The 22,795-nt window shown below is 67.4% G+C and carries 19 protein-coding genes; 9 read left to right on the plus strand and 10 right to left on the minus strand.

What is annotated here, in order from left to right; translation table 11 throughout:
• The 6 genes from MPPM_RS26265 (at position 1) to pgl (ending at position 5,543) form a co-directional block, all read left to right on the plus strand.
• Positions 1 to 1,194 (plus strand): geranylgeranyl diphosphate reductase, encoded by a 1,194-nt coding sequence (locus MPPM_RS26265; protein WP_096487593.1) that lies wholly within the window; start codon positions 1 to 3, stop codon positions 1,192 to 1,194.
• Entirely contained in the window at positions 1,191 to 1,700 is a 510-nt protein-coding gene (locus MPPM_RS26270) for a TspO/MBR family protein (RefSeq protein ID WP_096488044.1), read from the plus strand. Before MPPM_RS26265 ends, MPPM_RS26270 begins: the two co-directional genes overlap by 4 nt.
• A gap of 3 nt (positions 1,701 to 1,703) precedes the next feature.
• Complete coding sequence (locus MPPM_RS26275) at positions 1,704 to 2,069, plus strand: hypothetical protein (RefSeq protein ID WP_096487594.1); 366 nt, start codon at positions 1,704 to 1,706, stop codon at positions 2,067 to 2,069.
• 42 nt (positions 2,070 to 2,111) lie between these two features.
• Positions 2,112 to 3,707, plus strand: coding sequence for a c-type cytochrome (locus MPPM_RS26280; RefSeq protein WP_096487595.1), 1,596 nt, complete (start codon positions 2,112 to 2,114; stop codon positions 3,705 to 3,707).
• Between the two features lie 115 nt (positions 3,708 to 3,822).
• Positions 3,823 to 4,815 carry a phosphogluconate dehydrogenase (NAD(+)-dependent, decarboxylating) gene (gene gnd, locus MPPM_RS26285; RefSeq protein ID WP_096487596.1) on the plus strand — a complete coding sequence of 331 codons (993 nt, stop codon included), beginning with the start codon at positions 3,823 to 3,825 and terminating at the stop codon, positions 4,813 to 4,815.
• Positions 4,812 to 5,543 (plus strand): 6-phosphogluconolactonase, encoded by a 732-nt coding sequence (gene pgl, locus MPPM_RS26290; RefSeq protein ID WP_096487597.1) that lies wholly within the window; start codon positions 4,812 to 4,814, stop codon positions 5,541 to 5,543. Before gnd ends, pgl begins: the two co-directional genes overlap by 4 nt.
• Positions 5,544 to 6,423: 880 nt before the next feature.
• Here the strand turns inward: pgl and MPPM_RS26300 are convergent.
• Positions 6,424 to 8,196 carry a glucan ABC transporter ATP-binding protein/ permease gene (locus MPPM_RS26300; protein ID WP_096487599.1) on the minus strand — a complete coding sequence of 591 codons (1,773 nt, stop codon included), beginning with the start codon at positions 8,194 to 8,196 and terminating at the stop codon, positions 6,424 to 6,426.
• A gap of 270 nt (positions 8,197 to 8,466) precedes the next feature.
• Here MPPM_RS26300 and MPPM_RS26305 point away from each other — a divergent pair, with 270 nt between their 5' ends.
• Both MPPM_RS26305 and MPPM_RS26310 read left to right on the plus strand, forming a co-directional pair.
• The gene (locus MPPM_RS26305; RefSeq protein ID WP_026105343.1) at positions 8,467 to 9,240 is read left to right on the plus strand and encodes a motility protein A; all 774 of its coding nucleotides are present in this window, start codon (positions 8,467 to 8,469) and stop codon (positions 9,238 to 9,240) included.
• A 14-nt stretch (positions 9,241 to 9,254) separates the two neighbouring features.
• Complete coding sequence (locus tag MPPM_RS26310) at positions 9,255 to 10,088, plus strand: OmpA/MotB family protein (RefSeq protein ID WP_096487600.1); 834 nt, start codon at positions 9,255 to 9,257, stop codon at positions 10,086 to 10,088.
• 55 nt (positions 10,089 to 10,143) lie between these two features.
• On the opposite strand, the gene MPPM_RS26315 is transcribed toward MPPM_RS26310, so the two are convergent.
• Complete coding sequence (locus tag MPPM_RS26315) at positions 10,144 to 10,650, minus strand: CAP domain-containing protein (RefSeq protein WP_096487601.1); 507 nt, start codon at positions 10,648 to 10,650, stop codon at positions 10,144 to 10,146.
• 123 nt (positions 10,651 to 10,773) lie between these two features.
• The gene (locus MPPM_RS26320) at positions 10,774 to 13,485 is read right to left on the minus strand and encodes a DUF3772 domain-containing protein (RefSeq protein ID WP_096487602.1); all 2,712 of its coding nucleotides are present in this window, start codon (positions 13,483 to 13,485) and stop codon (positions 10,774 to 10,776) included.
• Between the two features lie 709 nt (positions 13,486 to 14,194).
• Between MPPM_RS26320 and MPPM_RS26325 the strand changes: the two genes are divergently transcribed.
• A complete protein-coding gene (locus MPPM_RS26325; protein ID WP_012457067.1) occupies positions 14,195 to 14,743 on the plus strand; it encodes an HNH endonuclease in 549 nt (182 codons plus the stop codon).
• 7 nt (positions 14,744 to 14,750) lie between these two features.
• Here the strand turns inward: MPPM_RS26325 and MPPM_RS26330 are convergent, their stop codons facing one another.
• From MPPM_RS26330 to ftsH, 7 genes are all read right to left on the minus strand, one after another.
• Positions 14,751 to 15,005 carry a hypothetical protein gene (locus MPPM_RS26330; protein ID WP_096487603.1) on the minus strand — a complete coding sequence of 85 codons (255 nt, stop codon included), beginning with the start codon at positions 15,003 to 15,005 and terminating at the stop codon, positions 14,751 to 14,753.
• Between the two features lie 22 nt (positions 15,006 to 15,027).
• On the minus strand, positions 15,028 to 15,927 hold the full coding sequence (locus MPPM_RS26335; RefSeq protein ID WP_096487604.1) for an outer membrane protein: 900 nt from the start codon (positions 15,925 to 15,927) through the stop codon (positions 15,028 to 15,030).
• A gap of 292 nt (positions 15,928 to 16,219) precedes the next feature.
• Entirely contained in the window at positions 16,220 to 17,083 is an 864-nt protein-coding gene (locus tag MPPM_RS26340; RefSeq protein WP_096487605.1) for an outer membrane protein, read from the minus strand.
• Between the two features lie 176 nt (positions 17,084 to 17,259).
• Positions 17,260 to 18,126, minus strand: coding sequence for an outer membrane protein (locus tag MPPM_RS26345; RefSeq protein WP_096487606.1), 867 nt, complete (start codon positions 18,124 to 18,126; stop codon positions 17,260 to 17,262).
• Between the two features lie 323 nt (positions 18,127 to 18,449).
• The gene (glmM, locus tag MPPM_RS26350; protein WP_096487607.1) at positions 18,450 to 19,790 is read right to left on the minus strand and encodes a phosphoglucosamine mutase; all 1,341 of its coding nucleotides are present in this window, start codon (positions 19,788 to 19,790) and stop codon (positions 18,450 to 18,452) included.
• 143 nt (positions 19,791 to 19,933) lie between these two features.
• On the minus strand, positions 19,934 to 20,683 hold the full coding sequence (locus MPPM_RS26355) for a sulfite exporter TauE/SafE family protein (RefSeq protein WP_096488045.1): 750 nt from the start codon (positions 20,681 to 20,683) through the stop codon (positions 19,934 to 19,936).
• 118 nt (positions 20,684 to 20,801) lie between these two features.
• On the minus strand, positions 20,802 to 22,730 hold the full coding sequence (gene ftsH, locus MPPM_RS26360) for an ATP-dependent zinc metalloprotease FtsH (RefSeq protein ID WP_096487608.1): 1,929 nt from the start codon (positions 22,728 to 22,730) through the stop codon (positions 20,802 to 20,804).
• Positions 22,731 to 22,795: the final 65 nt, after the last annotated feature.

A 22,795-nucleotide genomic window follows, 5' to 3' on the forward strand; every position in this document is an offset into this window, starting at 1 on the left:
ATGGCCCACCACGACGCTTGCGAGATCTTCGACGTCGTGGTGGTGGGCGGTGGCCCGGCCGGTGCGACCGCGGCCGCGGACCTCGCTGCTGCCGGACACCGAGTGCTGCTCCTCGACAAGGCCGGGCGGATCAAGCCCTGCGGCGGCGCGATTCCGCCGCGGCTGATCCGCGATTTCGCGATCCCCGACGCGCTTCTCGTTGCCCGCATTCGCAGCGCCCGGATGGTGGCGCCGAGCGCGCGCCACGTCGACATGCCGGTCGGCGACGGCTTCGTCGGCATGGTCGACCGCGAGCATTTCGATCCCTACCTGCGCGAACGGGCGGTGCTCGCCGGGGCCGAGCTTCGCGACGGCCTGTTCGAACGCATCTCCCGCGATCAGATGGGCCTCGCGACCGTGCATTACCGCTCCGGCAAGGTCGGCGAGGAGCAGCGCGCCCAGGCCCGCCTCGTCATCGGCGCCGACGGGGCGACCTCCGCCGTGGGACGCGCCGAGATGCCGGGGCATGCCCGGATGCGGCAGGTCTTCGCCTATCACGAGATCATCCGGCGCCCCGCCGATGCCGCGCATGACGGGGCGCGCTGCGACGTCTACTATCAGGGCCGTCTGTCGCCGGATTTCTACGCCTGGATCTTCCCGCACGGCGAGACGGTCAGCGTCGGCACCGGCAGCGCCCGCAAGGGCTTCTCCCTGCGCGGTGCGATCCGCGATCTGCGCGCCGGCACCGGCCTCGACGCCTGCGAGACGATCCGCCGGGAGGGCGCGCCGATCCCGCTCAAGCCGCTGCGGCGGTGGGACAACGGACGCGACGTGCTCCTCGCAGGCGATGCGGCGGGCGTCGTCGCACCGGCTTCCGGCGAGGGCATCTACTACGCCATGCTCGGCGGTCGCCTCGCGGCCGAGGCGGCCGCGGCGTTCCTCGCCACCGGGGAGGCCCGCGCTCTGGCCGACGCGCGCAAGCGCTTCATGCGGCTGCACGGGCGCGTCTTCTGGATCCTCGGGATGATGCAGTGGGTCTGGTACCGCAGTGACGCCCTGCGCGAGCGCTTCGTCGCGATCTGCAAGGATCGGGACGTCCAGCAGCTCACCTGGGACGCCTACATGAACAAGGAGCTGGTTCGCGCGAAGCCCGCCGCCCATGCGCGGATCTTCTTCAAGGATCTCGCCCACCTGTTCCGATGGGTCTCGCCGTGACGGGTCTGCTTGCCGGCGGCTGGGGCCCGCCCGCGGTTGCCGGCCTCGTGGCCCTCGCCGTCGCCGTGGCGGGCGGGATCGCGACCCGGACCGATGCGTGGTACCGCCGCCTGCGTGTTCCCGGCTGGAAGCCGCCGGACTGGGCCTTCGGTCCGGTCTGGGCGGTGATCTTCGCCCTCACCACCGCCTCGGCGGTCATCGCCTGGAACGTCACCCCCGACCCGGCGGCGCGCACGCGGCTCATCTTCGTCCTCGCCGTCAACGGTGCCCTCAACATCGCCTGGAGCGTGATCTTCTTCCGCCTTCGCCGGCCCGACTGGGCCTTTGCCGAGGTGCTGGTGTTATGGCTTTCGATCCTGGCCGTGATGTTCGTCGTCGGCGGGGCCTCAACAACCGCGGCGCTGCTGAATCTTCCCTATCTCGTTTGGGTCAGCGTGGCCGCCTGCCTGAACCTGACCATCGTCCGGCTCAACCCGCCCTTCGGGCCGCGCTTCGGGACTGTATGAGCGATGGCCGACATGCTCGCATCCCTGTTCGAGTCAGGCCGCATCATCGACGTCATCCTCGTGCTGGTCGCCGTCGAGGCACTTGTGCTGCTCGGCGTGCGCCTGCGCTGGGGGCGAGGCCCCGCGCCGCTGGCGCTCCTGAGCAATCTCGCCTCCGGGGCCGCGCTGATGCTGGCCCTGCGGGCAGCACTCACTGGCGCCCCGTGGCCAAACCTCGCGGCATGGCTGGTCGTTGCGCTCGTTGCGCACCTCGCCGAGCTGGCGGTCCGCTTTCGCCGGAGCGCCTCGGCCCCCGCGCCGAACTGTGACAATGCGGCCTGGAACAACCGAAAGTGGCGAACGTTCGGTGCGCGTCCGCCAATGACTTAGAACGATTCTCGCCGGGGCTCTTCAACGTCGGAGATCGGGTTCATGACACGCTTCACCGCCCTGGGCTCCGGTTGGCTCGCCGTCGCCGCACTTCTCTCGGTCGGCACGGTCCGCGCGCAGGAGCCCGACGCCGATCTCGTGAAGCGCGGTGAGTACCTGGTGACGGCGGGCGACTGCACGGCCTGCCATACCAAGGCCGGCGGCAAGTTCATGGCCGGCAACTACAGGCTCGACACACCGATCGGTGCGATCAAGACACCCAATCTTACGCCGGATGACGAAACCGGCATCGGCAAGTGGAACTACGAGACCTTCGAGAAGGCGTTCCGTCACGGCATCGGCGACGAGGGTGAGTATCTCTACCCGGCCTTCCCGTTCGGCTGGTACACCAAGGTCTCCGACGAGGATACGAAGGCGATCTTCGCCTATCTGAAGTCGCTGCCGGCGGTGAAGGAGAAGCGGGAGGAGAACGAGATTCCGTTCCCCTTCAACGTGCGCACCGCCCTGATCACGTGGCGCACGGCGTTCTTCACCGCCGAACGGTTCAAGCCCGATCCGAACGCGAGTGCGGAGGTCAACCGCGGCGGATACCTCGTGGAAGGTCTCGGCCATTGCGGTATGTGCCACAACGAGCGCAAGCTCGTCGGTAATTCCAGCCTCTCCGGCCGGTTCGGCGGCGGTGTGATCGACGGCTGGTACGCGCCCAACATCACGCCGGACGGGCACCAGGGGATCGGTGCCTGGAGCGACGCGGAAGTCGTCACCTATCTCAAGACCGGTACAGCCCCGGGCAACCGGCCGGGCGTGGCCGCGGGCCCGATGCGCCAGACCATCGAGGAATCGCTCTCCAAGATGACCGACGCCGACCTGCAGGCGATGGTCGCCTATCTGCGCACGGTTCCGGCCAAGCAGACCTACAAGGAGAAGGATCTCCAGGCCTTCAACCAGCCGGGCGCACCGGGGGCGGACACCTACCTGACCTATTGCTCCTCTTGCCACAGGCCTGACGGCAAGGGCGTCGAGGGCGCGATCCCGGCGCTCGCCGGGAATACCTCGGTTCAATCCGCAGGCCCGGAGACGGTCATCAACGTGATCGTCGGCGGCCTCGCCGCCCAGAGCGGCTACGCGCCGATGCCGGCCATAGGCCAAGAGATGACCGACGAGCAGATCAAGAACGTCACCGACTACATCCGCAATTCCTGGGGCAACAACGCCCCGGTCGTGTCGGAGACCGGAGTCGTCGCGAACGCGCGGCAGAAGATCCGGACGATGATGGCCGGCAACGCCCCGTGCTCGACCATCGAGGACGACAAGCTGAAGGCCGGCATCGAGCAGGCCGTGGGCGGCGATGCGCTGAAGGGTCTGAAGCCGAACGACTTCGTTCCCGTCCTCTCCCGGGTCGCGCCGCAGGTGAAGGCGGCCGCCCCCGAAGCCGGCGACGATGCGGTGGTCAACGGGCTGCTCGCCGCCTTCTGCAAGGCCAACCGCACCGATCGGACGGCCGAGCCGCTGCCCTGGTCCGCGACGATCGGCTCGTTCGGCAATGTCGCCTACAGCCAGGTCAAGAACCCGGAGAAGCGGGTGGACGCCGCGCCCGGCCAGCCTCCGGCCTCGGGGGCGACGCCGCCCAAGCCTTGATTCCGGGTTTTACGCCCTACCATTGCCGGGGGTCGTCGTCGCTCGAACCTGCCGGTTCCGTGAACCGGAAGGATCGCGCAGAGGATCCTGACGGCCCCGATGGGAGTGCGACCGGATGCAACTCGGCATGATCGGCCTCGGCCGGATGGGCGGCAACATCGTTCGCCGTCTGCTGCGCGACGGCCACACGGCCGTGGTCTACGACCGCGATCCGAAGGTGGTGGAAGCCTTGGCCGCCGAAGGAGCGACCGCCGCCTCGAGTCTGGATGATCTCGTCGCCAAGTTGGAGGCGCCCCGCACCGCTTGGGTGATGCTTCCGGCCGGCCAGATCACCGAGGAGACGGTGAAGACCCTCGGCGGCCTCCTCAGCGCCGACGACTGCATCATCGACGGCGGCAACTCGTTCTATCAGGACGACGTGCGACGGGCTCGGGATCTCGACGCGAAGGGGATCCACTACCTCGATGTCGGTACCTCCGGCGGTGTCTGGGGGCTGGAGCGCGGCTACTGCATGATGATCGGCGGCCACAAGGAGGCCGTCGATCGGCTCGACCCGATCTTCCGCACACTCGCGCCGGGCATCGGCGAAATCCCGCGCACGCCCGGCCGTGAAGACCGCGACCCGCGGGCCGAGCAGGGCTACATCCATGCCGGCCCGAGCGGCGCCGGCCATTTCGTGAAGATGATCCACAACGGCATCGAGTACGGCCTGATGCAGGCCTATGCCGAGGGCTTCGACATTCTGCGCCACGCCAACGCTCCCGACATCCCGGAGGAGCGCCGCTTCGATCTCAATCTCGGGGACATCGCCGAAGTCTGGCGGCGGGGTAGCGTCGTCTCCTCTTGGCTCCTCGATCTCACCGCCGCCGCGCTGGCCGGCGACGAGCGCCTCGAAGGGTTTTCGGGCTATGTCGAGGATTCCGGCGAGGGCCGCTGGACCATCAACGCGGCGATCGAAGAGGCCGTGCCGGCCACCGTCCTCTCCAGCGCCCTCTATCGCCGCTTCCGCTCCCGCGAGGACGAGAGCTACGCCGACAAGCTGCTCTCGGCCATGCGCCAGGGCTTTGGCGGCCACAAGGAGCCGCCGCGCCGGGGGCCGGCGCCGTGATTCCGCTTCCTCCGAACACCGAGTTGATGGCCGATGCCGAGGCAACGGCCCGGGCGGCGGCCGAGCATCTTCTCGCGATAGCTGAAAGCGCGCCGGGCGAGCGCGTCGCGATCTGCCTGTCAGGCGGCTCGACGCCGAAGCGGCTCTACGCGCTGCTGGCCTCGCCGGGCTTCGTCGAGCGGGTGCCGTGGACGCGCATCCACTGGTTCTTCGGTGACGACCGCGTCGTGCCGTGGGATGATCCCCTGAGCAACGTGCGGATGGTGCGCGAGGCCTTCGGCCATGCCGCACCGGTGCCGGCGACGCACCTGCACTTCATCCCCTCGGACGAAGGCGTTGAGGCGGGCGCCGGCGCCTACGAGCGGACTTTGCAGGCATTCTACGGCGGCGAGCGGCTCGACCCGGACCGTCCGCTCTTCGATCTCGTGCTCCTCGGCCTCGGCAGCGACGGTCACACCGCATCGCTGTTTCCGGGCAAGCCGGCTCTGGCCGAGCGCTCGGCCTGGGTGGCGCCGGTGCCGGAAGCCGGGATGGAGCCTTTCGTGCCGCGCATCACCCTGACCTTTCCCGCCTTGGCCTCGTCGCGATCCGTGCTGTTTCTCGTCAACGGCGCGGGCAAGCGCGACGCGCTTCGGCGGCTCGCGGCGGGCGAGGATTTGCCGGCGCGCCATTTCGAGAGTGCGGGGCGGCTGACATGGTATGTCGACCGCGAGGCGGCTGAGGCCTGACCCCGAGCGCGCCTCCTCGCCGCAGGCTGCGGCGTCTGCCTCATTTTCGACGTGGATCCTACCCGTGTATGAACGGCCGATCCTCGACGAAACCGGAGTACCCCGATGGGAGCAGCCGAAGCTGCCGCCGCGCTGGATGCTTGGCCGCGGGTTCGCCAGCCGCGTTTCGCTCTGCGGCGCGGACGCCTGCAGCCCGGCCCGCTGAAGCCCCTCGATCGGCGAGACCGCCGACCCGTCCGGAGCATCGCTGCCGGATTGCTGGGTCTCTCTCTCGTCGCGACCTGGGCGGTTGCCTCACAGATCCGTTCCGGTGGCTCCGTTCCGGAGCAGGCCGCCCTCGGGGCAGTGGCCGGGCCCGTTCAAGAAGCCGCTCGACCGAATCGCGCCGCTGCTCCTGTGCAGGCAGCACCGGCCCGCGAACCGCCGACCGCCCTCGAACCGCCATTAGCGGCCATGCCGGCTCCCGAGCCGCAGCCGACCGTGTCAGTCCCGGACGCGCCCGTCATTCCGGCCTCGAAGCCGGTTCCCGCGCGCACGATGGATCTCGGAGCCCTGCCGGTTTTGACGCTCGATGAGAGCGCATTCGATGCCATATCGGCGCCGCTTCCCGAACACCCGCCCCAAGCCGCCGCACGGGCGCGGGTCAGACCGTAACGTAGCCGCCTTCAGGAGCGATGCTGGATGCCGCGTCTGAAGCTCGTCGAGCCGGATCTGTCCGCTGAAACAATGCCCTCGTAGCCTGGCCTGCTGACGGAAGCAGGTTCGCTCCTGTTTCGCCCGAGCCCCGATCCGCACGATCCTTTCGGGATGGTGGATCGGTCTCCGCTCGAGCGGCACGCGGTCTTACGACACGGTCGCTCCGATCAAGCGACCGGCCGTATCAGGCGGCGAGCGGTAGGCTGTCTTCCGCCTCGGCCGCCATGAACTGGGCCCGGGCGAGGGCTGCGAAGCGCTGGTTGAGAGCGACCAGCTCATCGAAATCGCCGGCCTCGACGATCTTGCCGTTCTCGAACACGAGGATGCGGTCGGCGTTGCGGATCGTCGCGAGGCGGTGGGCGATCACGAAGGTGGTGCGCCCCTCCATCACCGTCTCGAGCGCCTGCTGCAGCTTGCGCTCGGTGGCGGCGTCGAGGGCGCTGGTGGCCTCGTCGAGGATCAGCATCGGCGGGTTCTTCAGGAGCGCCCGGGCGATCGAGAGTCGCTGGCGCTCGCCGCCGGAGAGCGACCGGCCGCGCTCGCCGATGATCGTGTCGAGTCCGTCGGGCTGACGGGCCATGAACTCGCTCGCCTGGGCGCGCTCCAGCGCGTCGAGCATCTCGGCATCGGTCGCGTCGGGGCGGCCGACCTGGAGATTCTCGCGGATCGAGCGGTTGAACAGCATCGGCTCCTGGAACACGACGCCGATGTTGTGGCGCAGCGACGAGAGGCCGATGTCGCGAATGTCGAGGCCGTCGATGCGGATGGCGCCGGCGTCCGGGTCGAAGGTCCGGTGCAGCAGGCCGAGCGTCGTGGACTTGCCCGAGCCCGTGGTGCCGACCAGCGCCACGGTCTCGCCGGGACGGGCCGTGAAGGACACGCCGTCGAGCGCGTTGCGGCGGCCGTCGTAGGAGAAGGCGACGTCCTCGAAACTCACCTCCCCCTCGAACCGGGCGACCTGCTTGGCCTGCGGCCGGTCGCGGACGGTCGGTACGGTGTCGACCACCTCGAAGAACTCGCGCATCTTCGGGGCCTGCATGAACACGCCGTTCACGAAGGTCACGACGTGGTCGAGCTTGGTCACGAGCATGGTGGCGAGGCTCATGAAGGCGACGATCTCGCCGACGGTCGCCGCACCCTTCTGGTGCAGGGCGATGCCGGTGATGAAGATCGCGGTCATGGTCAGCGTGCCGGAGGCGCGGGTGGCGACATTGGCCAGCGCCCACCACGACAGGACCGGAATCTGGACCCGGAGCAGGTCGTGGATGATGTCGCGCATCGCCTCCTTCTCGGCGCGGGCGCGAGTGAAGGACTGGATCACCGCGACGTTGCCGAGGGCGTCGGAGGCGTGGGCGGCCAGTCCCGATTGGAACTGCTCGACCTCGCCCTGGAGCGTCTCGGTCCGGCGCAGGACGTAGCTCGCCAGCGCCGTGAAGACGAGGACCAGCACGACGAGGATCGCGCCGAGCCGCCAGTTCACGAACAGCGTCATCGGCAGCAGCACGCCGACGGACAGCAGGGCGGCGAAGTGCTCGCGGAAGAAGTTGAGCCAGACCCAGGCCATGGCGTTGGTGCCTTCGAGCATCGCCTTCAGCACACGGCCGGAATGGTTGGACGAGTGGAAGGCGATCGGCAGTTCGAGCACGTGCTCGAAGAAATTCGCCATGGTCGAGAGGCGGTTGCGGTGGGCGAGCCGATCCGAATGCAGGGCGATCGCCACGCCCGCGCCGATGGTGAACAGGCCGAACACCACCCAGGCGACGATCCAGGGTACCAGGGTCGTCGCCGGCGTATCCTTGGAGAGATGGGTCAGGCCGTCGATGATGCGGCCCATGATCAGGGGTTCGGCAAACGCCGCCACCGCGAGTGCGACATTGGCCACGATCAGACCGATGGCCAGCCGCTTCTCCGCTCCGAGCAGGCTCAGCACCCGCGCATAGAGTCGAATCATCGACATCGTGCTTACGCTCCCCGCCCCGTCCGGCCGCGGCCGTGGGGATCCCGTCGTTGGAACCGGTTCGATCCGGCGCCGGCCGACCGTGAGGCTGCGGAAGTTCCGCGGAACGCCACTCGGGCAATCGGCACGGGGACTTATGGCGTCCCGCCCCTGAACGGCACATGACGACGAACCGTCGCTTCCTCCAAGTCCCTTTACGGTTCCTTCAGCCTGTTTTTTTACATCTCGGGGACGGCCGGCAGGATCGGCCGGGCTTCGGGCGTCGGCGTCATGGATCTCGCAACCGGTATCGGGCTGCTCGGCGGCGTCGGCGTGGTGTTCACGCTGATCATGATCGATGGCGGCAACTTCGCCGCCTATTTCGACAAGCACGCCGTGATCGTGATCTTCGGCGGCGCCATCGCCGCGACGATGATCCGCTTCCCCTTCTCGACCATGCTGCACGGCCTGCCGATGGGCCTGCGCTACGCCTTCACCATGCGCTCGGTGAAGCCGCATGAACTGATCGAAGAAATCACCAAGATTGCCGACGTGGTGCGCAAGTCCGGCCCGATCGCCCTGGAGAACATGGAGATCTCCGATCCGTTCCTGGCCCAGGGCGCGCGCTACATCGCCGACGGCTACGACCGCGACTTCATCCGCGACACGATGGAGCGCGATCGCGACAACTTCCTGATGCATCTCGACGAGGGCTCGAAGATCTACCGCGCCTTCGGCGACTGCGCCCCGGCCTGGGGCATGATCGGCACCATCCTCGGCATGGTGACGATGTTCGCCAACATGTCCGATCCCTCGAAGCTCGGGCCCGCCATGGCCACCGCGCTCCTCGCGACGCTCTACGGCGCGCTGATCGCCAACATGGTCACCCTTCCGATCGCCGACAAGCTGCACGTGAAGCTCGAGGAGGAGGACGTCTCGCGCTCCCTCATCATCGACGGCATCCTGCTGATCCGCGATCAGAAGAGCCCCTCGCTGGTGCGCGAGATGCTGATCGCCTACCTGCCGGCCAACCACCGCGAGGATCTCGCCGCGGAAGCGGCGTGACGGGAGCGTAGGCGGTGGCCAAGAAGAAGCGCGGCGGCGCCCATGGCGGTCACGGCTGGTTCGTGACCTTCGCCGACCTGATGGCGCTCCTGATGAGCTTCTTCGTCATGATCGCCGCCTACTCGACCCAGGATCAGAAGAAGCTGCAGGTCGTCGCCGGCTCGATGCGCGACGCCTTCGGCGTGAACAAGGAATCGAAGTTCGCCGGCATCCTGGAGAGCGAAGGCATCCCGACCGCCGACAAGTTCAAGCACCTGCGCGACGTGCCGCCCGAGCGTGCCACCGACCGCACGACGCCGCCGCAGATCGATAGCGGCCTCGACGACGGCATCCCCGACCGCGGCTATCCCGATGCGTTCGGCCAAGCGGCAGCCTCCCTGCGGCAGGCGATGCAGGACATGCCGGAGGTGGCGGAACTGTCGAAGAACGTGATCATCGCGCCGAGCCGCAAGGGTCTCGACGTGTCGATCGTCGATCAGGACGGACGCTCGATGTTCCCGGAGGGTTCGAGCCGTCCCAACGATCGCACCCGGCGGCTGCTGGAGCGCCTCGCGCCGACGCTGATGAAGCTGCCGAACCGCATCGCCGTGACCGGCTTCACCGCGACCACGCGCCCCGGCACCCGCGACACCGCCCCACCCTGGGAGCTTTCGGCGAACCGCGCGCTGAGCGTACGCGATGTCCTGGCCAATGCCGGGCTGCCCGACGACCGTTTCGCCTCGGTGACGGGCAAGGCGGATACGGAGCCGATGTTCCCCGACAATCCCTATCTCGCGGCCAACCGCCGGGTGACGGTGACGCTTCTCTCTGAGCCACCGCCGACGCCCAACGGCAAGGTGGTGCCCTGAGGGCCGACGCATCGTCCCGAAGGCTGCCCTCCGGCCTTCGGCAAGAGACGATGCCCTATTTGGCCACCAGCAGCGCCCAGTACACCTTGTACTTCGAGCCCGGCGCATAAGCCGTGGCGATGCCCATGCGCTTCGCCTCCGGTGCGAGCATGACCGCCCGGTGCGGAGGACTGTCGCGCCATCCGGAAAACGCTTCCGCGAGCGTGTGGTAGCCGGCCGAGAGGTTGGCATCGGCCCCGTCGTAGCCGAGGCGGGTCACCGCGGCGCGCACCGTCTGGCTCTTGCTCGGCCGATCGGAGGCGGCCATGGCGGCGGCCTCGGTCTCGGCCAGGCGCTGCAATTTCGGGTCGACGACGAGCGGCGCGAACCCGTTGTTGCGGCGGTAGGCCGAGATCATGTCCCGGGCCGCGCCGGTATCGACGGCGGTGCTGCCGGTGGTGAGCGGAAGATACATGCTCGGCATGCCGGTCGCTTCAGGTGCGATCTGTCCCGCGCATCCCTGGAGCAGGGTCACGAGGGCGAGCAACGCAGGAGCGGCAAGAAAGGTCTGACGTCCGAGCACGAAAGCGGTTTCCCGTGAGCGAACGGTTCAGGTGGGTCCTGCTCGCGGGAAACTCAAGTGTATCGGTGATTCCCGCCCCGCTATCCCCAAGGACGGGTGCAGGGTCGCGTGATCAGCCCCGGCCTAGCCGTGGCGTCGCAGACTTACGTCCTGAGACGCCTCTGCCGATCGACGCGCCGCCTCGCGCGGGTCGGAAGTCGGCGCCTCGTCCGCTTTGGCCGGGACCTTCTCCTCACTCTCCGGCCGGGCCGCCGGCGGAGGCGCGATGACGTGTGCCGCGGGGCTGCCGACCGCGTGCGCGATCTGCCCGAGCGCGTCGCGTACCGGCTCCAGTCCCTGCACCGTGATGAAGCTCGACGCCGGGCCCATCGGCGGGATGAACTCGGCATCGGCCAGGGTCTTGAACACCGAGAAGTTCAGGTCGCTCTGCACCTTCTGGCTCAGGTTGACGTCGACCACCATGGCGATCAGCTCGAATTCGAGGAACGGATCGCCGATCTTCTTGAACACCACACGCGGCGCCGGCTCCTTGAGCACGTCCGGATGTGCCTTGGCGCAGGAGACCATCATTTCCGCGGCCTCGACCGGATCCTTGCTGCGCAGAACGCTGACCGAGATGATGACCCGGCCGGTCCGGTCGCCGCGAACGCGGTTCTTCACGATGCCCGAGATCAGGTTCGAGTTCGGCACGATGACCGCCGAGCGGTCGAAGGTCTGGATCTCGGTGGAGCGCACCGAGATCCGCCGCACGATACCCTCGCTGTCGCCGATCAGCACCTGATCGCCGACGCGGATCGGCCGCTCCCAGAGAAGCAGCAGGCCCGAGACGAAGTTGTTGACGATCGACTGCAGGCCGAAACCGATACCGACGGAGAGCGCGCCGGCGACGATGGTCAGCTTCTCGAGGCTGAGGCCCAGATACGAGAAGGCCAGGGCCAGGGCGAGCAGGAACCCGACATAGCCGGCCACGGTCGAGATCGAGTTGCGCAGGCCCGCGTCGAGATCCGTCGCCGGCAGGTAGGTGTTCTCGAGCCAGCGCTGCACGCCTCGGGTGATGAACACGCCGACCACGAGAATGCTGACGCCGAAGGCGATCGCCGAGAGCGAGATCGTGACGTCGCCAACCTTGAACCCGAAGAAGGCCGTGCGGACCGACGAGAACACGTCCGTCGAATCGAGGCCCCAGGGCGCCAGCGCGAGGAGCGCGGCCACGGCGATCAGCAGGACGCGGGCGAAGCCCGTCGTCAGCACCGCGATCTGGTTCAGCGAGCGCTTTCGCAGGCCGGTATTGGCCTGAAGCGTCGTGGCGATGCGGGTGTCCTCGCACAGCGAGCCGCCGATCAGCACGTCGGCGCTGACGATCAGAAGCCAGAGCAGCACGAGGATGCTGGCGGTCCAGATCAGCTGATCGACGAGGAAGGCCGAGAACGCGACGTAGCCGACGAGCGGCGCGGCCGCGATCACGGCGACCGCGACCCAGCCGAGCAGCCGCAGGGGTCCGCCGATATTCGACGAGGTCTCGGTGCCGACATAGGGGCCGAAGCACTCCTCCTCCTTCTCCGCCGTATCGGCGAAGCGATGGAGACCGATGGCCAGGAGCAGCGCCGCCGTGATGGCACCGATGCCGCGGGTGGCGATCGAGATCGGCAGCGCGGCGTAGATCGCGGAGTTGAGGGCTTCCGTCGATTTCGACACCGTGATGACCACGGCGATGCTGACGGCCAGCGCGGTGATACGCCACGCGGCGGCATCCGAGACCGGTGCCGGACGCCAAGCGGGCTTGTTCACCGCGAGCAGGGCGTCGGCCGTCGCCTCGACGAAGGCGATGAAGGCGATACCGCCGAGAATGGTGCTGGCGACCGGCAGGAAACGCGCCGGCAGCAGTTCGGTCACGTCGAGGGCGTAGTAGACGGCGTAGCTCCCCGCCAGGGCCGGCAAGGTCCCGAGCAGGAGAACCCGCCACGCACCGAGTAGCTTGGCGCGCCGCGAGGGATTGGTGACGTTGATATCCCGGCGCCCCAGGGCCGGCGCGATGTTGCGACGTCCGAAATACAGGGCGAAGGACAGGCCGAGGGCGAGGCCGAGGATCAGCAGGTTCCAGAGGCTGCCGTTCCGGCGGAACAGGGACACGGTGTCGTCGAAACCGCTCTTCAGCGAGCTGATGTCCCGCGGGATATCCGCGCCGACCCGCATCCAGAGATCGGGGGTCAGCAGCGAGGTGCTGCGCTCGAACAGGCCGCGGGTGAAAGCGGCGCGGCGGCGATTGGAGATCTGATCGACGATCTGGTCGCTCTGCACCAGCAGCGATTTGGCCAGGCGCTGGGTGCCGTCGATGTCGTTGACGGCCTGCTCACGCTCTGCGCGTTCGCGGGCGACTTCCTCGCTCTCCTCGCCTTCCTTCGGCTTGGGGCCGATCTGCGTCAGGCGTTCGCGGGCGGCCTCGAGCCGGGGACCGAGCAGGTCGATCACCGACCGCAGACGGTCGGCGAGCGGATCGAGACCGTCGCGGGCACGGGTGAGATCGCCCGCGCCCACATTCGGCCCGGTGATGGCCTTCTCCCGCGCTTCGAGATCCGCCTTGATGGTATCGAGCCGATCGCGGAGCGTCTGCAGCGCCTCAGAGACGGGGGCCTTCGGCGCGGCGGGCTTGGCGGCCGGTGCGGCTTGCCCGTTGGCGGGAGCCGGCTGGCTGGTCGCTGCCGGCGCCTGCGCGGGCGGCGGGCTCCCCTGCCCCGCCGCCGAATTCGGAAGGACGGATGTCGCGGTCAGCGTCGCGATCAGGGCCGTGCCGACAATCCGATGGCGGAAGCGGGTGAGAAGGGAGCGTCGTAGCATTGTCATCCTTCGCGGGAGGAACGTTTCGCGTCGGGTTGGCTGCGCCGGGGCAGCCGCGTTGCCTCGGGTGCGATGCCCGCGCGACGGCCGCCTCAGGCGAGCCGAAGCAAGAGTTTCTGCCGTTCCGCCTTCGAGCTAGGGCCCTGGCCCGGCTTTCCGAGAGGCGGACGAGAAACTTTTTGCGACGCACAATTGCGCGTCGCGCGGCCCCGTTTCGCGGTCTCTGCCCGCGCAATGGGGCAAAAGCGTGCGGGGCGGGCGGTGGAAGTCCGATTTGCAAGGAAAATCGGTCGCCGCGACGTCTCGGACCACCGCCTCACCTTCACAAGCTTGTCACGCTGATATTACACTAAGCCGCGATGGACTTGGCCATATCCTCACGCAGCGAGGAGGCGGCGCTGATCGTCCGCCCTGCCACGCTTCGGCTCGAACCGGCAAGATTCGCCGGTCGGGGGAGCTGTCGGCGTCAAGTTCCCCCCGGTTTCATTCACATCCGCCGTCCCGTCGAAGTGCGTTGCGCTTCGGCTGCGGCGGGAGAGCGCGCGACGGGTCGGAGACTCGGGGCCGTGCTGGGGCGAAACGCCCAGGGTCACGGTTCCAAGGATCCTCCTGGCTTCCGGCCGTCGCGGGCACGGCATGGGCCGCCGGACCTCCAGCGTCCAAGGCCGAGGCGCCCTCGGGGCGCCGTCACGAGCAGTGAGTGGCGTCGATGATCGATCTGCAGACCCTGGTGCTCAACGCGGATTACCGGCCGCTTTCCTACAATCCGCTCTCGTTGTGGTCCTGGAAGGACGCATTCACGGCCCTGTTTCTCGACCGTGTCACCCTGGTCGCGAATTACGACATCGAGGCGCACAGCCCGAGCCGGTCCCTGAAAGTGCCGAGCGTGGTCGCCCTCAAGAGCTATGTTGCGCTTGCCCGCAGCCCGGCCTTCACGCGCTACAACATCTATCTGCGCGACACCTTCACCTGCCAGTATTGCGGTCTCCGCCTTCCCTCGGGCGGCCTGACCTTCGATCACGTCGTGCCCCGCTCCCGCGGTGGCCTCTCCACCTGGGAGAACGTCGTTGCGGCCTGCTCGCCCTGCAACCTGCGCAAGGCCAACCGCACGCCGGACGAGGCGGAGATGCCGCTGCTGAACGAGCCGCACCGGCCCACACGTCACGAGCTGCACCGCCGCCAGCCGGAATTCGACCACCGCCAGTACCACCACACCTGGCTCGACTATCTCTACTGGGACAGCGAGCTCGACAGCTGAGCCGGCGTCAGCGCAGCGGCTGCGGCGGCTCGTTGAACATCGGCTGGTTGGTCGGTCGCGGGACGTAGGCCTGGACGGCAAACCTGTCGACCGGCGGCCGTGCGCGGAAACGCGGACGCGGATCGCGGTAGGGGATCTCCGGAGGGAGAGCCCTCACCGCCGAGCGGGGCACAAAGCGCCGGTCGGCGTCACCGGCCTCCGCCTGCGGAAGCGACACGAAACCGGTGAGTGCTGCGGCTGCGAGCGGAAGCAGGTGGCGCATGGAAGCCTCGCGTTCGATCGCGTCAGAACTTGATGGCGGCGCCGCCGCGCACTGTATTCAGCTCGGCCTTGTGACCCTGAAAATCGTTGAACAAGACGTATTGATATTCACCGCGAAGCAGGAAGTTCGACGTGATGGCATATTCGATGCCGCCACCCACCGCGAGTCCGACAACGGTGACCTTCTTTGTTGCCCCGTAGACAATCGGAGGAGCCGGGGTGCTGCCTGGAGGGTCGCTCTGAAGGAAATTCGAGTATCCAAAGTGATTGATGAAAGACTTTGTCGATCCCGTTTGATTGGCCGTATAAGCCGCGTTATCATATCCATAATTCTGTACGGCAACCGTGTCGCTTACCGTTGCTCGGCCGAGCGCCATGCCGCCAGTGATGAAGGGAAGAATGTTATCGAAGGCGTAGCCGAGGCGCCCTCGAACGGTGCCATAATCCTGAATCTTGGTGCTTGCTTCACCAGCTAAGTATACTGTGTTGAGGAAACCGTCCTTCGTGGTTGACACGCGGCCAATCTCATCGAACGTGGAGCCGCTCTTGCCGAAATAGGTATAGTCGGCTTCGAGGCCGACGACGACATCTTCGAACTGATAATTGACGCCGGCAAAGACGCCATAGCTTGCTCCGTTGGAATGCGTACCCCGCGCCGTAAGAAACCGCGAGGCATTCATCTCGTTCTCTGCAGCCGTATATCGCAGCGCGTTGGCGACGATCGACTGGAAGGCATTATTGAAGCCGAGTGCGGCCGATGAGTAGCCACCATGCCCGCCGACATAGAAGCCGCTCCAGTCCACCAAAGGAGCCGGAGCCACATAGTCGTCGTCCGCACCGCGCAGGACGCCGTAATCGAGGTCGGCGGCGAGAGCAGGCGATACCAGAACGGAAGTCAGAAGAGCCAGGGTCGCGATACGCATCGTCGTCGTCCTCACGCACCGGGCCGTCGCGGCGCCGGGCTGACCCATTCGTACTAACTCGGTAACCTTAATTTTTTGTGCTGGACCAACATTGGATGACGTCCCGCGATGACGGGCGCGTCGCTTCGAACATCAGATCGAGCGGGATCGGCGATAATCATGATCGAATATCGTGACGTGCCCGCAGCCGATTCATGTCTTCGTGCCCGGCTGACCGAGGGCGCCCGAAATGGAAACGGCGCCCGGGTTTCACCCGGACGCCGCATGTCGAAGCGAGATGGGTCTGATCGGCTCAGTTGCCGAAGTTTTGGGCGGCAGACGGAAGCAGGCCGTCGGCGAAGCGGTAGCGCAGGCCGACCCGGAACTCGTTGGCGGCCAGATCCTTCACACGGGTAAGTCCGCCATACTCGTCCAGCCCGCTGCGAAGCCGGCCGAGGTTGATGTAGCGGTAGGCCGCATCCAGGCTGAAGCCGGCGCCGATATCGTAGGAGACACCGGCGGTCAGCGCCCAGGCGAAGGTCGTGACCGAATGATTGGCGCGGAAGGCGGGATCGCGGGGGCCCGTGCCGGCGGCTCCGTCGCAGCCGTCGATGAGGCAGGTCGTCTGCGTGTAGTTGCGGCGCATGCTCTTGTCGGCGAAGCCGACGCCGGCACCGACATAGGGCGTGAAGCCGTACCAAGTGCCGATGTCGGCGTAGACGTTGACGAGGCCCGTCAGCACATCGACTTTGCCGGCCTCGAGGTTGTAGCCGGTCTGGAACACCGAGCGCGAGGAGTAGCCGCGGAAGGAGGAGGTGCCGCGCTGGTCGATCGTGGCATCGACGCGCAGCCAGGGATTGATCTGATAGCCGATGCCACCGCCATAGCCGCCCTCCGAGCTCAGCCGCAATCCGACCAGGGGCGGCATTCCAGGATCGCTCGGATCGGGAATGGCGTCGTCGCGGGGGTGGTCGTACCAGGACTGGGTGAAGTCACCCCGGAGATACCAGCCGCTGCCGATAGCCACCGGTTCGGCCCGAACCGGGGGCGGCGGGGGCGGCGGAAGCAGATCGGCGGCGGTGGCGCTTCCGGGAAGCGCGAAGGACCCGGTCAGGGTCCCGATAAGCGTGCCGGTCGCGAGCGTGGCCGCCAGCGCCAGACGATGCGATGCGATCATGGGAAGCCTCGTCGGAGATGGCGGCGGGACATGGCCGCGACTCGATTGACCTGTAGTCTTTTCGATAAAAGTTATGATCCGCTTAACCTTAACCGGTTTGTGATGCACTCAATCGCAGACAGCAACGGCGCGGACGATGTCCGCGCCGTGCAGAGTGCATCTCAACAAGACGGCAATCAGTACTTGCGGACCAGCGGCGGGGGCGGCGCGTAATCGACGGCGGCGACCGCGACGGGAGCGCCGAACAGGTAGCGCAGGCCGACCTTGACGTCGTGTGATTCGAGGTCTTTCACCCGATAGACCGTCTTCGGGCAGTCCGGAGCGCAGGTGACGACGCCGGTCGTGGCCTCGCCCATGTTGAGGTAGCGGTAAGCAGCCTCGAAGCGGACGTTCTGCGAAACGGCGTAGCCGAGACCCGCATGGAGCGCCCAGGCGAAATTGGTCCGCTCGTTGTGACGGCCGATGCCGTAGCCGCCCTCATAGGCCCCGTAGCCCTTGTCGGTCACACCGCCGAAGCTGTGATGAGCGACGCCGACGCCGGCGCCGACGAACGGGGTCACGCCGTACCACGTGCCGAGATCGATGTAGCCGTTGGCGAGGCCGACGATCGAATCGAACTTGCCACTGGTGACGTTGTAGCCGCCGGTATCGCCGTAGGTCTTATCCTCGGCGGCGAAGCTCCACTTGCTGCGGAAGCGGTACTCTCCGGTGGCGTCGACGCGAAGCCACGGATTGATCTGGTAGCCGACGCCGGCGCCGACAAAGTACTGGTTCGAAACCTTGTCCTGTATGACGGCGTAGTCGTAGGGCTTGGGCGGATGCGACACGTCCTCGGCGATGCTCTTGCGCAGGTCGAGCGCGCCGTAGCCGCCGTCGACGCGCAGATACCATCCACCGGCGAACACCTCCGGTTCGGGCAGCGGTGCCGGCATGGGGGGGGGAGGCGGCAACAGGTCGGCGGCCTGTGCAAGGCCGGGCACCCCGACGCCCGCGAGGAGCGTGAGGGCGCGCGCCAGTGCGGGAATTTTGGAGCGGCGGCGCATTAAGATATCCTTCACCCGTCGAGCGCGCCGAAAGATCAGGCCGGCCCGAGATGCGAGCAGAAGGATCGTCTACGAAGGTTAAGTCTGGCTTAACGTAAAAATTTAGTCTTGTTGATTCGTTTCTCGGATCGATAATATCACGAGAAAGTCAGTACCATCGCCGATTGCACGGCGTGGCTGGAAATTTCCTTTCGATCGGGCTTTGCCCTCTGCGCGCACACGCCCTGCGGGTCACCGACCCGAGATCGGATCTGGCGGCGCGGCCCGTTCGAGGGCTCGCCCTCAAGGGAGGGCGAGGGTCTGGTGTGACGGAGAGTAGCGCTTCAGGCCGCCGCGCGGGTCACGGCGTCCACGACCTCGTCCACCACTTCTGCGACGAGGTCAGGGTCGTCGCCCTCGGCCATCACACGGATGACGGGTTCGGTGCCGGACGGACGGATCACGAGGCGGCCCGACTGGCCGAGCCGGTCCTTCGCATGCGCGATGGCCGTGACCACCGAGTCCGCCCGCAGCGGCTCGCCGGACCGGAAGCGCACGTTCTTGAGGATCTGCGGCAGCGGTTCGAAGCAGTGGCAGACTTCGCTGACCGGCAGGTTGCGGCGCTTCACGACGCTGAGGAGTTGCAGGGCGGCCACCAGTCCGTCGCCGGTGGTCGCGTAGTCCGACATGATGATGTGGCCGGATTGCTCGCCGCCGAGATTGTAGCCGTGCTCGCGCATGTGTTCGAGCACGTAGCGGTCGCCGACGGCGGTACGGGCGAGCGTAAGGCCGAGCCCGTTGATGAAGCGCTCCAGGCCGAGATTCGACATGATCGTCGCGACGAGGCCCGGCTGGGTGAGGCGCTCGTCCTCTTTCCACGAGCGGGCGACGGCCGCCATGAGCTGGTCGCCGTCGACCTTCTGACCCTTCTCGTCCACGATCAGCACGCGGTCGGCGTCACCGTCGAGGGCGATGCCGACATCGGCGCGCAGCTCCCGCACCTTCTGCACGAGGGCGTCCGGCGCGGTCGAGCCGACATCCTGGTTGATGTTGAAGCCGTCGGGCTCGACGCCGATGGCGATCACTTCGGCGCCGAGTTCCCAGAGGGTTTCCGGGGCGACGCGGTAGGCGGCGCCGTTGGCGCAGTCCACGACGACGCGCAGGCCGTCCAGAGTCACGTGACGCGGCAGGGTGCGCTTGGCGAATTCGATGTAGCGGGCATGCACGCTCTCGATCCGCTTGGCGCGGCCGAGATCGCGCGACCCGGCGAGGCGGCGGCGCATGTCACCGTCGATCAGGCTCTCGATCTCCAGTTCCAGCTCGTCGTTGAGCTTGAACCCGTCAGGTCCGAACAGTTTGATGCCGTTATCCTCGAACGGGTTGTGCGAGGCCGAGATCATCACGCCGATATCGGCACGCATCGAGCGGGTCAGCATGGCGACGGCGGGGGTCGGCATCGGGCCCAGCAGCAGCACGTCCATGCCGACGGAGGTGAAGCCGGCCACCAGCGCGGTCTCGATCATGTAGCCCGAGAGCCGGGTGTCCTTGCCGATCACGACGCGATGGCGATGGTCGCCGCGCTGGAAAATCACGCCCGCCGCCTGCCCGACCTTCAGGGCGAGTTCCGGCGTGATGACGCCGTTGGCCCGTCCACGGATGCCATCGGTTCCGAAGTGTTTGCGCAACGTCGCTTCTCCGCGCTCGGCGTGGCTCGCAGGGGCCATCGTACCAGATCGAGACCCTGCCGGCGGAGCGGATCTCGGGTATCGTGAATCGGTTGCTCCGCGACAAAGGCGGTCGAAATGGGGCGGCCTCGCCGGCCTGGCGGCTATCGGAGCAGTTCGGGCACGGCCGAGACCAGCAGGGCGACGCCGGATGCGGTGAGAAGCCCGAGCACGAGTCTGCGGAACCCGGCCTCGCTCAGCCCGACATAGACGCGGCTGCCGAGGATGGCGGGGAGCAGCATGGCCGGCAGCACCACGAGGATCATCGGCACCATGCTCCGGGTGACGAGGCCGGAGGCGATGTAGACGATCAGGGTGACGGTGAGCATCGACAGATTGAAGTTCTGGATGACGGCGCGCTGGACGTCCCGCTCGTAGCCCCGCAGGGTGCACCACAGCGTGGGGAGCGTCCCCGTGAAACCGCCGAGGCCACCGAGCACGCCGCCACCGAGGCCGATGGCGGCATCGGCGAGGCGGCCGCCGACGGCGACCCGCGGCAGATCCTTCGACAGCAGCATCGCCGGACACCACAGGACGAGGACGCCACCGAGGATCGCCTTGAACCAGTGGATGTCGAGATGCGGCAGAAGCAGGGCTCCGAGCGGCACGCCGGCGAGGCCGCCGAGCACGAACGGCGCGAGGAGGTCCGCGTCGAAGCCCCGGCGCACGGTGACGGCGGCGATGATCTGCCCGGCCAGGGCGCCGGTGACCGCGAGTGCCGCGGCAAGCTGCGGATCGATCACCCAGGCCCAGATCGACATGGCGACGAGGCCGAAGGCGAAGCCCGACAATCCCTGAACGAAGCCGGCCACGGCCGCGCCGAGGCCGACGATCACGTAGACCGAACCTGTCATGATCGGCCGTTCCATCCGTAGGTTCAGGAGGACAGGGACCGGGACGACGCCGCAGAGCCCGCTTGCATGAAAAAAGGGGCGCCTCGCGGCGCCCCTTCGCGTTCGGACGATCAGGGTGTCAGCCCTGCGGTTGCGGGCTCGGCTCCAGGCCGCCGTCGCTGCCACGGGGGCGGCCGCGTCCGGTCGAGGGGACCGGGGAACCGCGCGCCGGAGTCGGCGGCACGTCGCCCGAGTCGCGCACCGGCGGCTCGCCCTGAAGCAGCTTGCGGATCTCCTCGCCCGAGAGCGTCTCGTACTCGAGCAGACCCTGCGCCAGGGCCTCGAGGTCGTCCTTGTGCTCTCCGAGGATTCGGCGCGCTTCCTCCAGGCCGGATTCGACGAGGCGGCGCACCTCGGCGTCGATCTTCTGAGCGGTCGCCTCCGACACCGTCTGCTGACGGCCCATCGACATGCCGAGAAAGACCTCGTCGTTGTTGTCGCCGTAAGCCACGGTGCCGAGTTCGGGCGAGAAGCCCCAGCGGGTCACCATCATCTTCGCCAGCCGCGTGGCCTGCTCGATGTCGGACTGCGCGCCCGAGGTCACCTTCTCGGGTCCGAAGATCATCTCCTCGGCGATGCGCCCGCCCATCATGATCGCCAACCGCGAGGTCATCTGCTCGAACGACATCGACAGCTTGTCGCGCTCGGGCAGCTGCATGACCATGCCGAGGGCACGGCCGCGGGGGATGATCGTCGCCTTGTGGACCGGATCGGTCGCGGGGACGTTCAGCGCGACGATGGCGTGGCCGCCCTCGTGATAGGCCGTGAGCCGTTTCTCGTCCTCGGTCATGACGAGGGTACGGCGCTCCGCCCCCATCATCACCTTGTCCTTCGCGTCCTCGAACTCGTGCATCGTGACGATGCGCTTTCCGCGACGCGCGGCGAGCAGCGCCGACTCGTTGACGAGGTTCATCAGGTCGGCGCCGGAGAAGCCCGGAGTGCCGCGGGCGATGGTCTTGAGGTCGACATCTGGCGCCAGCGGCACCTTGCGAACGTGGACGCGCAGGATGCGCTCGCGGCCGGTGACGTCCGGGTTCGGCACCATGATCTGGCGGTCGAAGCGGCCGGGACGCAGTAGCGCCGGGTCGAGCACGTCGGGGCGGTTGGTCGCCGCGATGATGATCACGCCCTCGTTGGCCTCGAAGCCGTCCATTTCCACGAGAAGCTGATTGAGGGTCTGCTCGCGCTCGTCGTTGCCGCCGCCGAGACCTGCGCCGCGATGGCGGCCGACCGCGTCGATCTCGTCGATGAAGATGATGCAGGGCGCGTTCTTCTTGGCCTGCTCGAACATGTCGCGCACGCGGCTGGCGCCGACGCCGACGAACATCTCGACGAAGTCCGAGCCCGAGATCGTGAAGAACGGCACGTTGGCCTCACCCGCGACCGCGCGGGCGATCAGGGTCTTACCCGTGCCGGGCGGGCCGACGAGGAGCACGCCGCGGGGGATGCGGCCGCCGAGGCGCTGGAACTTCTGGGGATCGCGCAGGAATTCGACGATCTCCTGGAGATCTTCCTTGGCCTCCTCGACGCCGGCGACGTCCTCGAAGGAGACGCGCCCGTGCGCCTCGTTCAGGAGCTTGGCCTTCGACTTGCCGAAGCCCATGGCGCGGCCCGCACCGGACTGCATCTGGCGCGAGAGGAAGATCCAGGCGCCGATGAACACGAGAATCGGCAGCCAGCTCACGAGAAGCTGGATGAACCAGGGCGTGTTGTCGGAGGGCGGGCGAGCGGTGATCTGCACGCCCTTGGCCTGAAGCTTCGAAACGAGGCTCGGGTCGTTCGGCAGATAGCTCGAGAAATTGCCGCCGCCCACATAAGTGCCGCTGACATCCTGACCCGAAATCGTGACGGACTGGATCTTGCCGGCATCGGCGTCGTTCAGAAGCTGGCTGTAGGCGATCTCGCTGCCGCCGCCGCGGTGACCCGGGTTCTGAAACAGGGTCACGAGGGCGAGCACCAGCAGGAAGATGACGACCCACAGGGCGAAATTGCGGAAATTCGGGTTCATCGATCGGTCCTGGGAGGCGTGCGAGCGTCGTCCCGCAAGGTCGCGGCATACTCCACGCGCTCGCA

This window comes from Methylorubrum populi, assembly GCF_002355515.1.
GTDB classification, from domain to species: Bacteria; Pseudomonadota; Alphaproteobacteria; order Rhizobiales; family Beijerinckiaceae; genus Methylobacterium; species Methylobacterium populi_A.

Bases quoted from the DNA above. Each gene is read 5' to 3' on its own strand.
- MPPM_RS26320 (WP_096487602.1), bottom strand. From the start codon at position 13,485: ATGCTACGACGCTCCCTTCTCACCCGCTTCCGCCATCGGATTGTCGGC.
- MPPM_RS26340 (WP_096487605.1), bottom strand. From the start codon at position 17,083: ATGATCGCATCGCATCGTCTGGCGCTGGCGGCCACGCTCGCGACCGGC.
- MPPM_RS26330 (WP_096487603.1), bottom strand. From the start codon at position 15,005: ATGCGCCACCTGCTTCCGCTCGCAGCCGCAGCACTCACCGGTTTCGTG.
- MPPM_RS26305 (WP_026105343.1), top strand. From the start codon at position 8,467: ATGGATCTCGCAACCGGTATCGGGCTGCTCGGCGGCGTCGGCGTGGTG.
- MPPM_RS26280 (WP_096487595.1), top strand. From the start codon at position 2,112: ATGACACGCTTCACCGCCCTGGGCTCCGGTTGGCTCGCCGTCGCCGCA.
- MPPM_RS26275 (WP_096487594.1), top strand. From the start codon at position 1,704: ATGGCCGACATGCTCGCATCCCTGTTCGAGTCAGGCCGCATCATCGAC.
- ftsH (WP_096487608.1), bottom strand. From the start codon at position 22,730: ATGAACCCGAATTTCCGCAATTTCGCCCTGTGGGTCGTCATCTTCCTG.
- MPPM_RS26300 (WP_096487599.1), bottom strand. From the start codon at position 8,196: ATGTCGATGATTCGACTCTATGCGCGGGTGCTGAGCCTGCTCGGAGCG.
- MPPM_RS26335 (WP_096487604.1), bottom strand. From the start codon at position 15,927: ATGCGTATCGCGACCCTGGCTCTTCTGACTTCCGTTCTGGTATCGCCT.
- MPPM_RS26265 (WP_096487593.1), top strand. From the start codon at position 1: ATGGCCCACCACGACGCTTGCGAGATCTTCGACGTCGTGGTGGTGGGC.
- MPPM_RS26325 (WP_012457067.1), top strand. From the start codon at position 14,195: ATGATCGATCTGCAGACCCTGGTGCTCAACGCGGATTACCGGCCGCTT.
- MPPM_RS26355 (WP_096488045.1), bottom strand. From the start codon at position 20,683: ATGACAGGTTCGGTCTACGTGATCGTCGGCCTCGGCGCGGCCGTGGCC.
- MPPM_RS26345 (WP_096487606.1), bottom strand. From the start codon at position 18,126: ATGCGCCGCCGCTCCAAAATTCCCGCACTGGCGCGCGCCCTCACGCTC.
- gnd (WP_096487596.1), top strand. From the start codon at position 3,823: ATGCAACTCGGCATGATCGGCCTCGGCCGGATGGGCGGCAACATCGTT.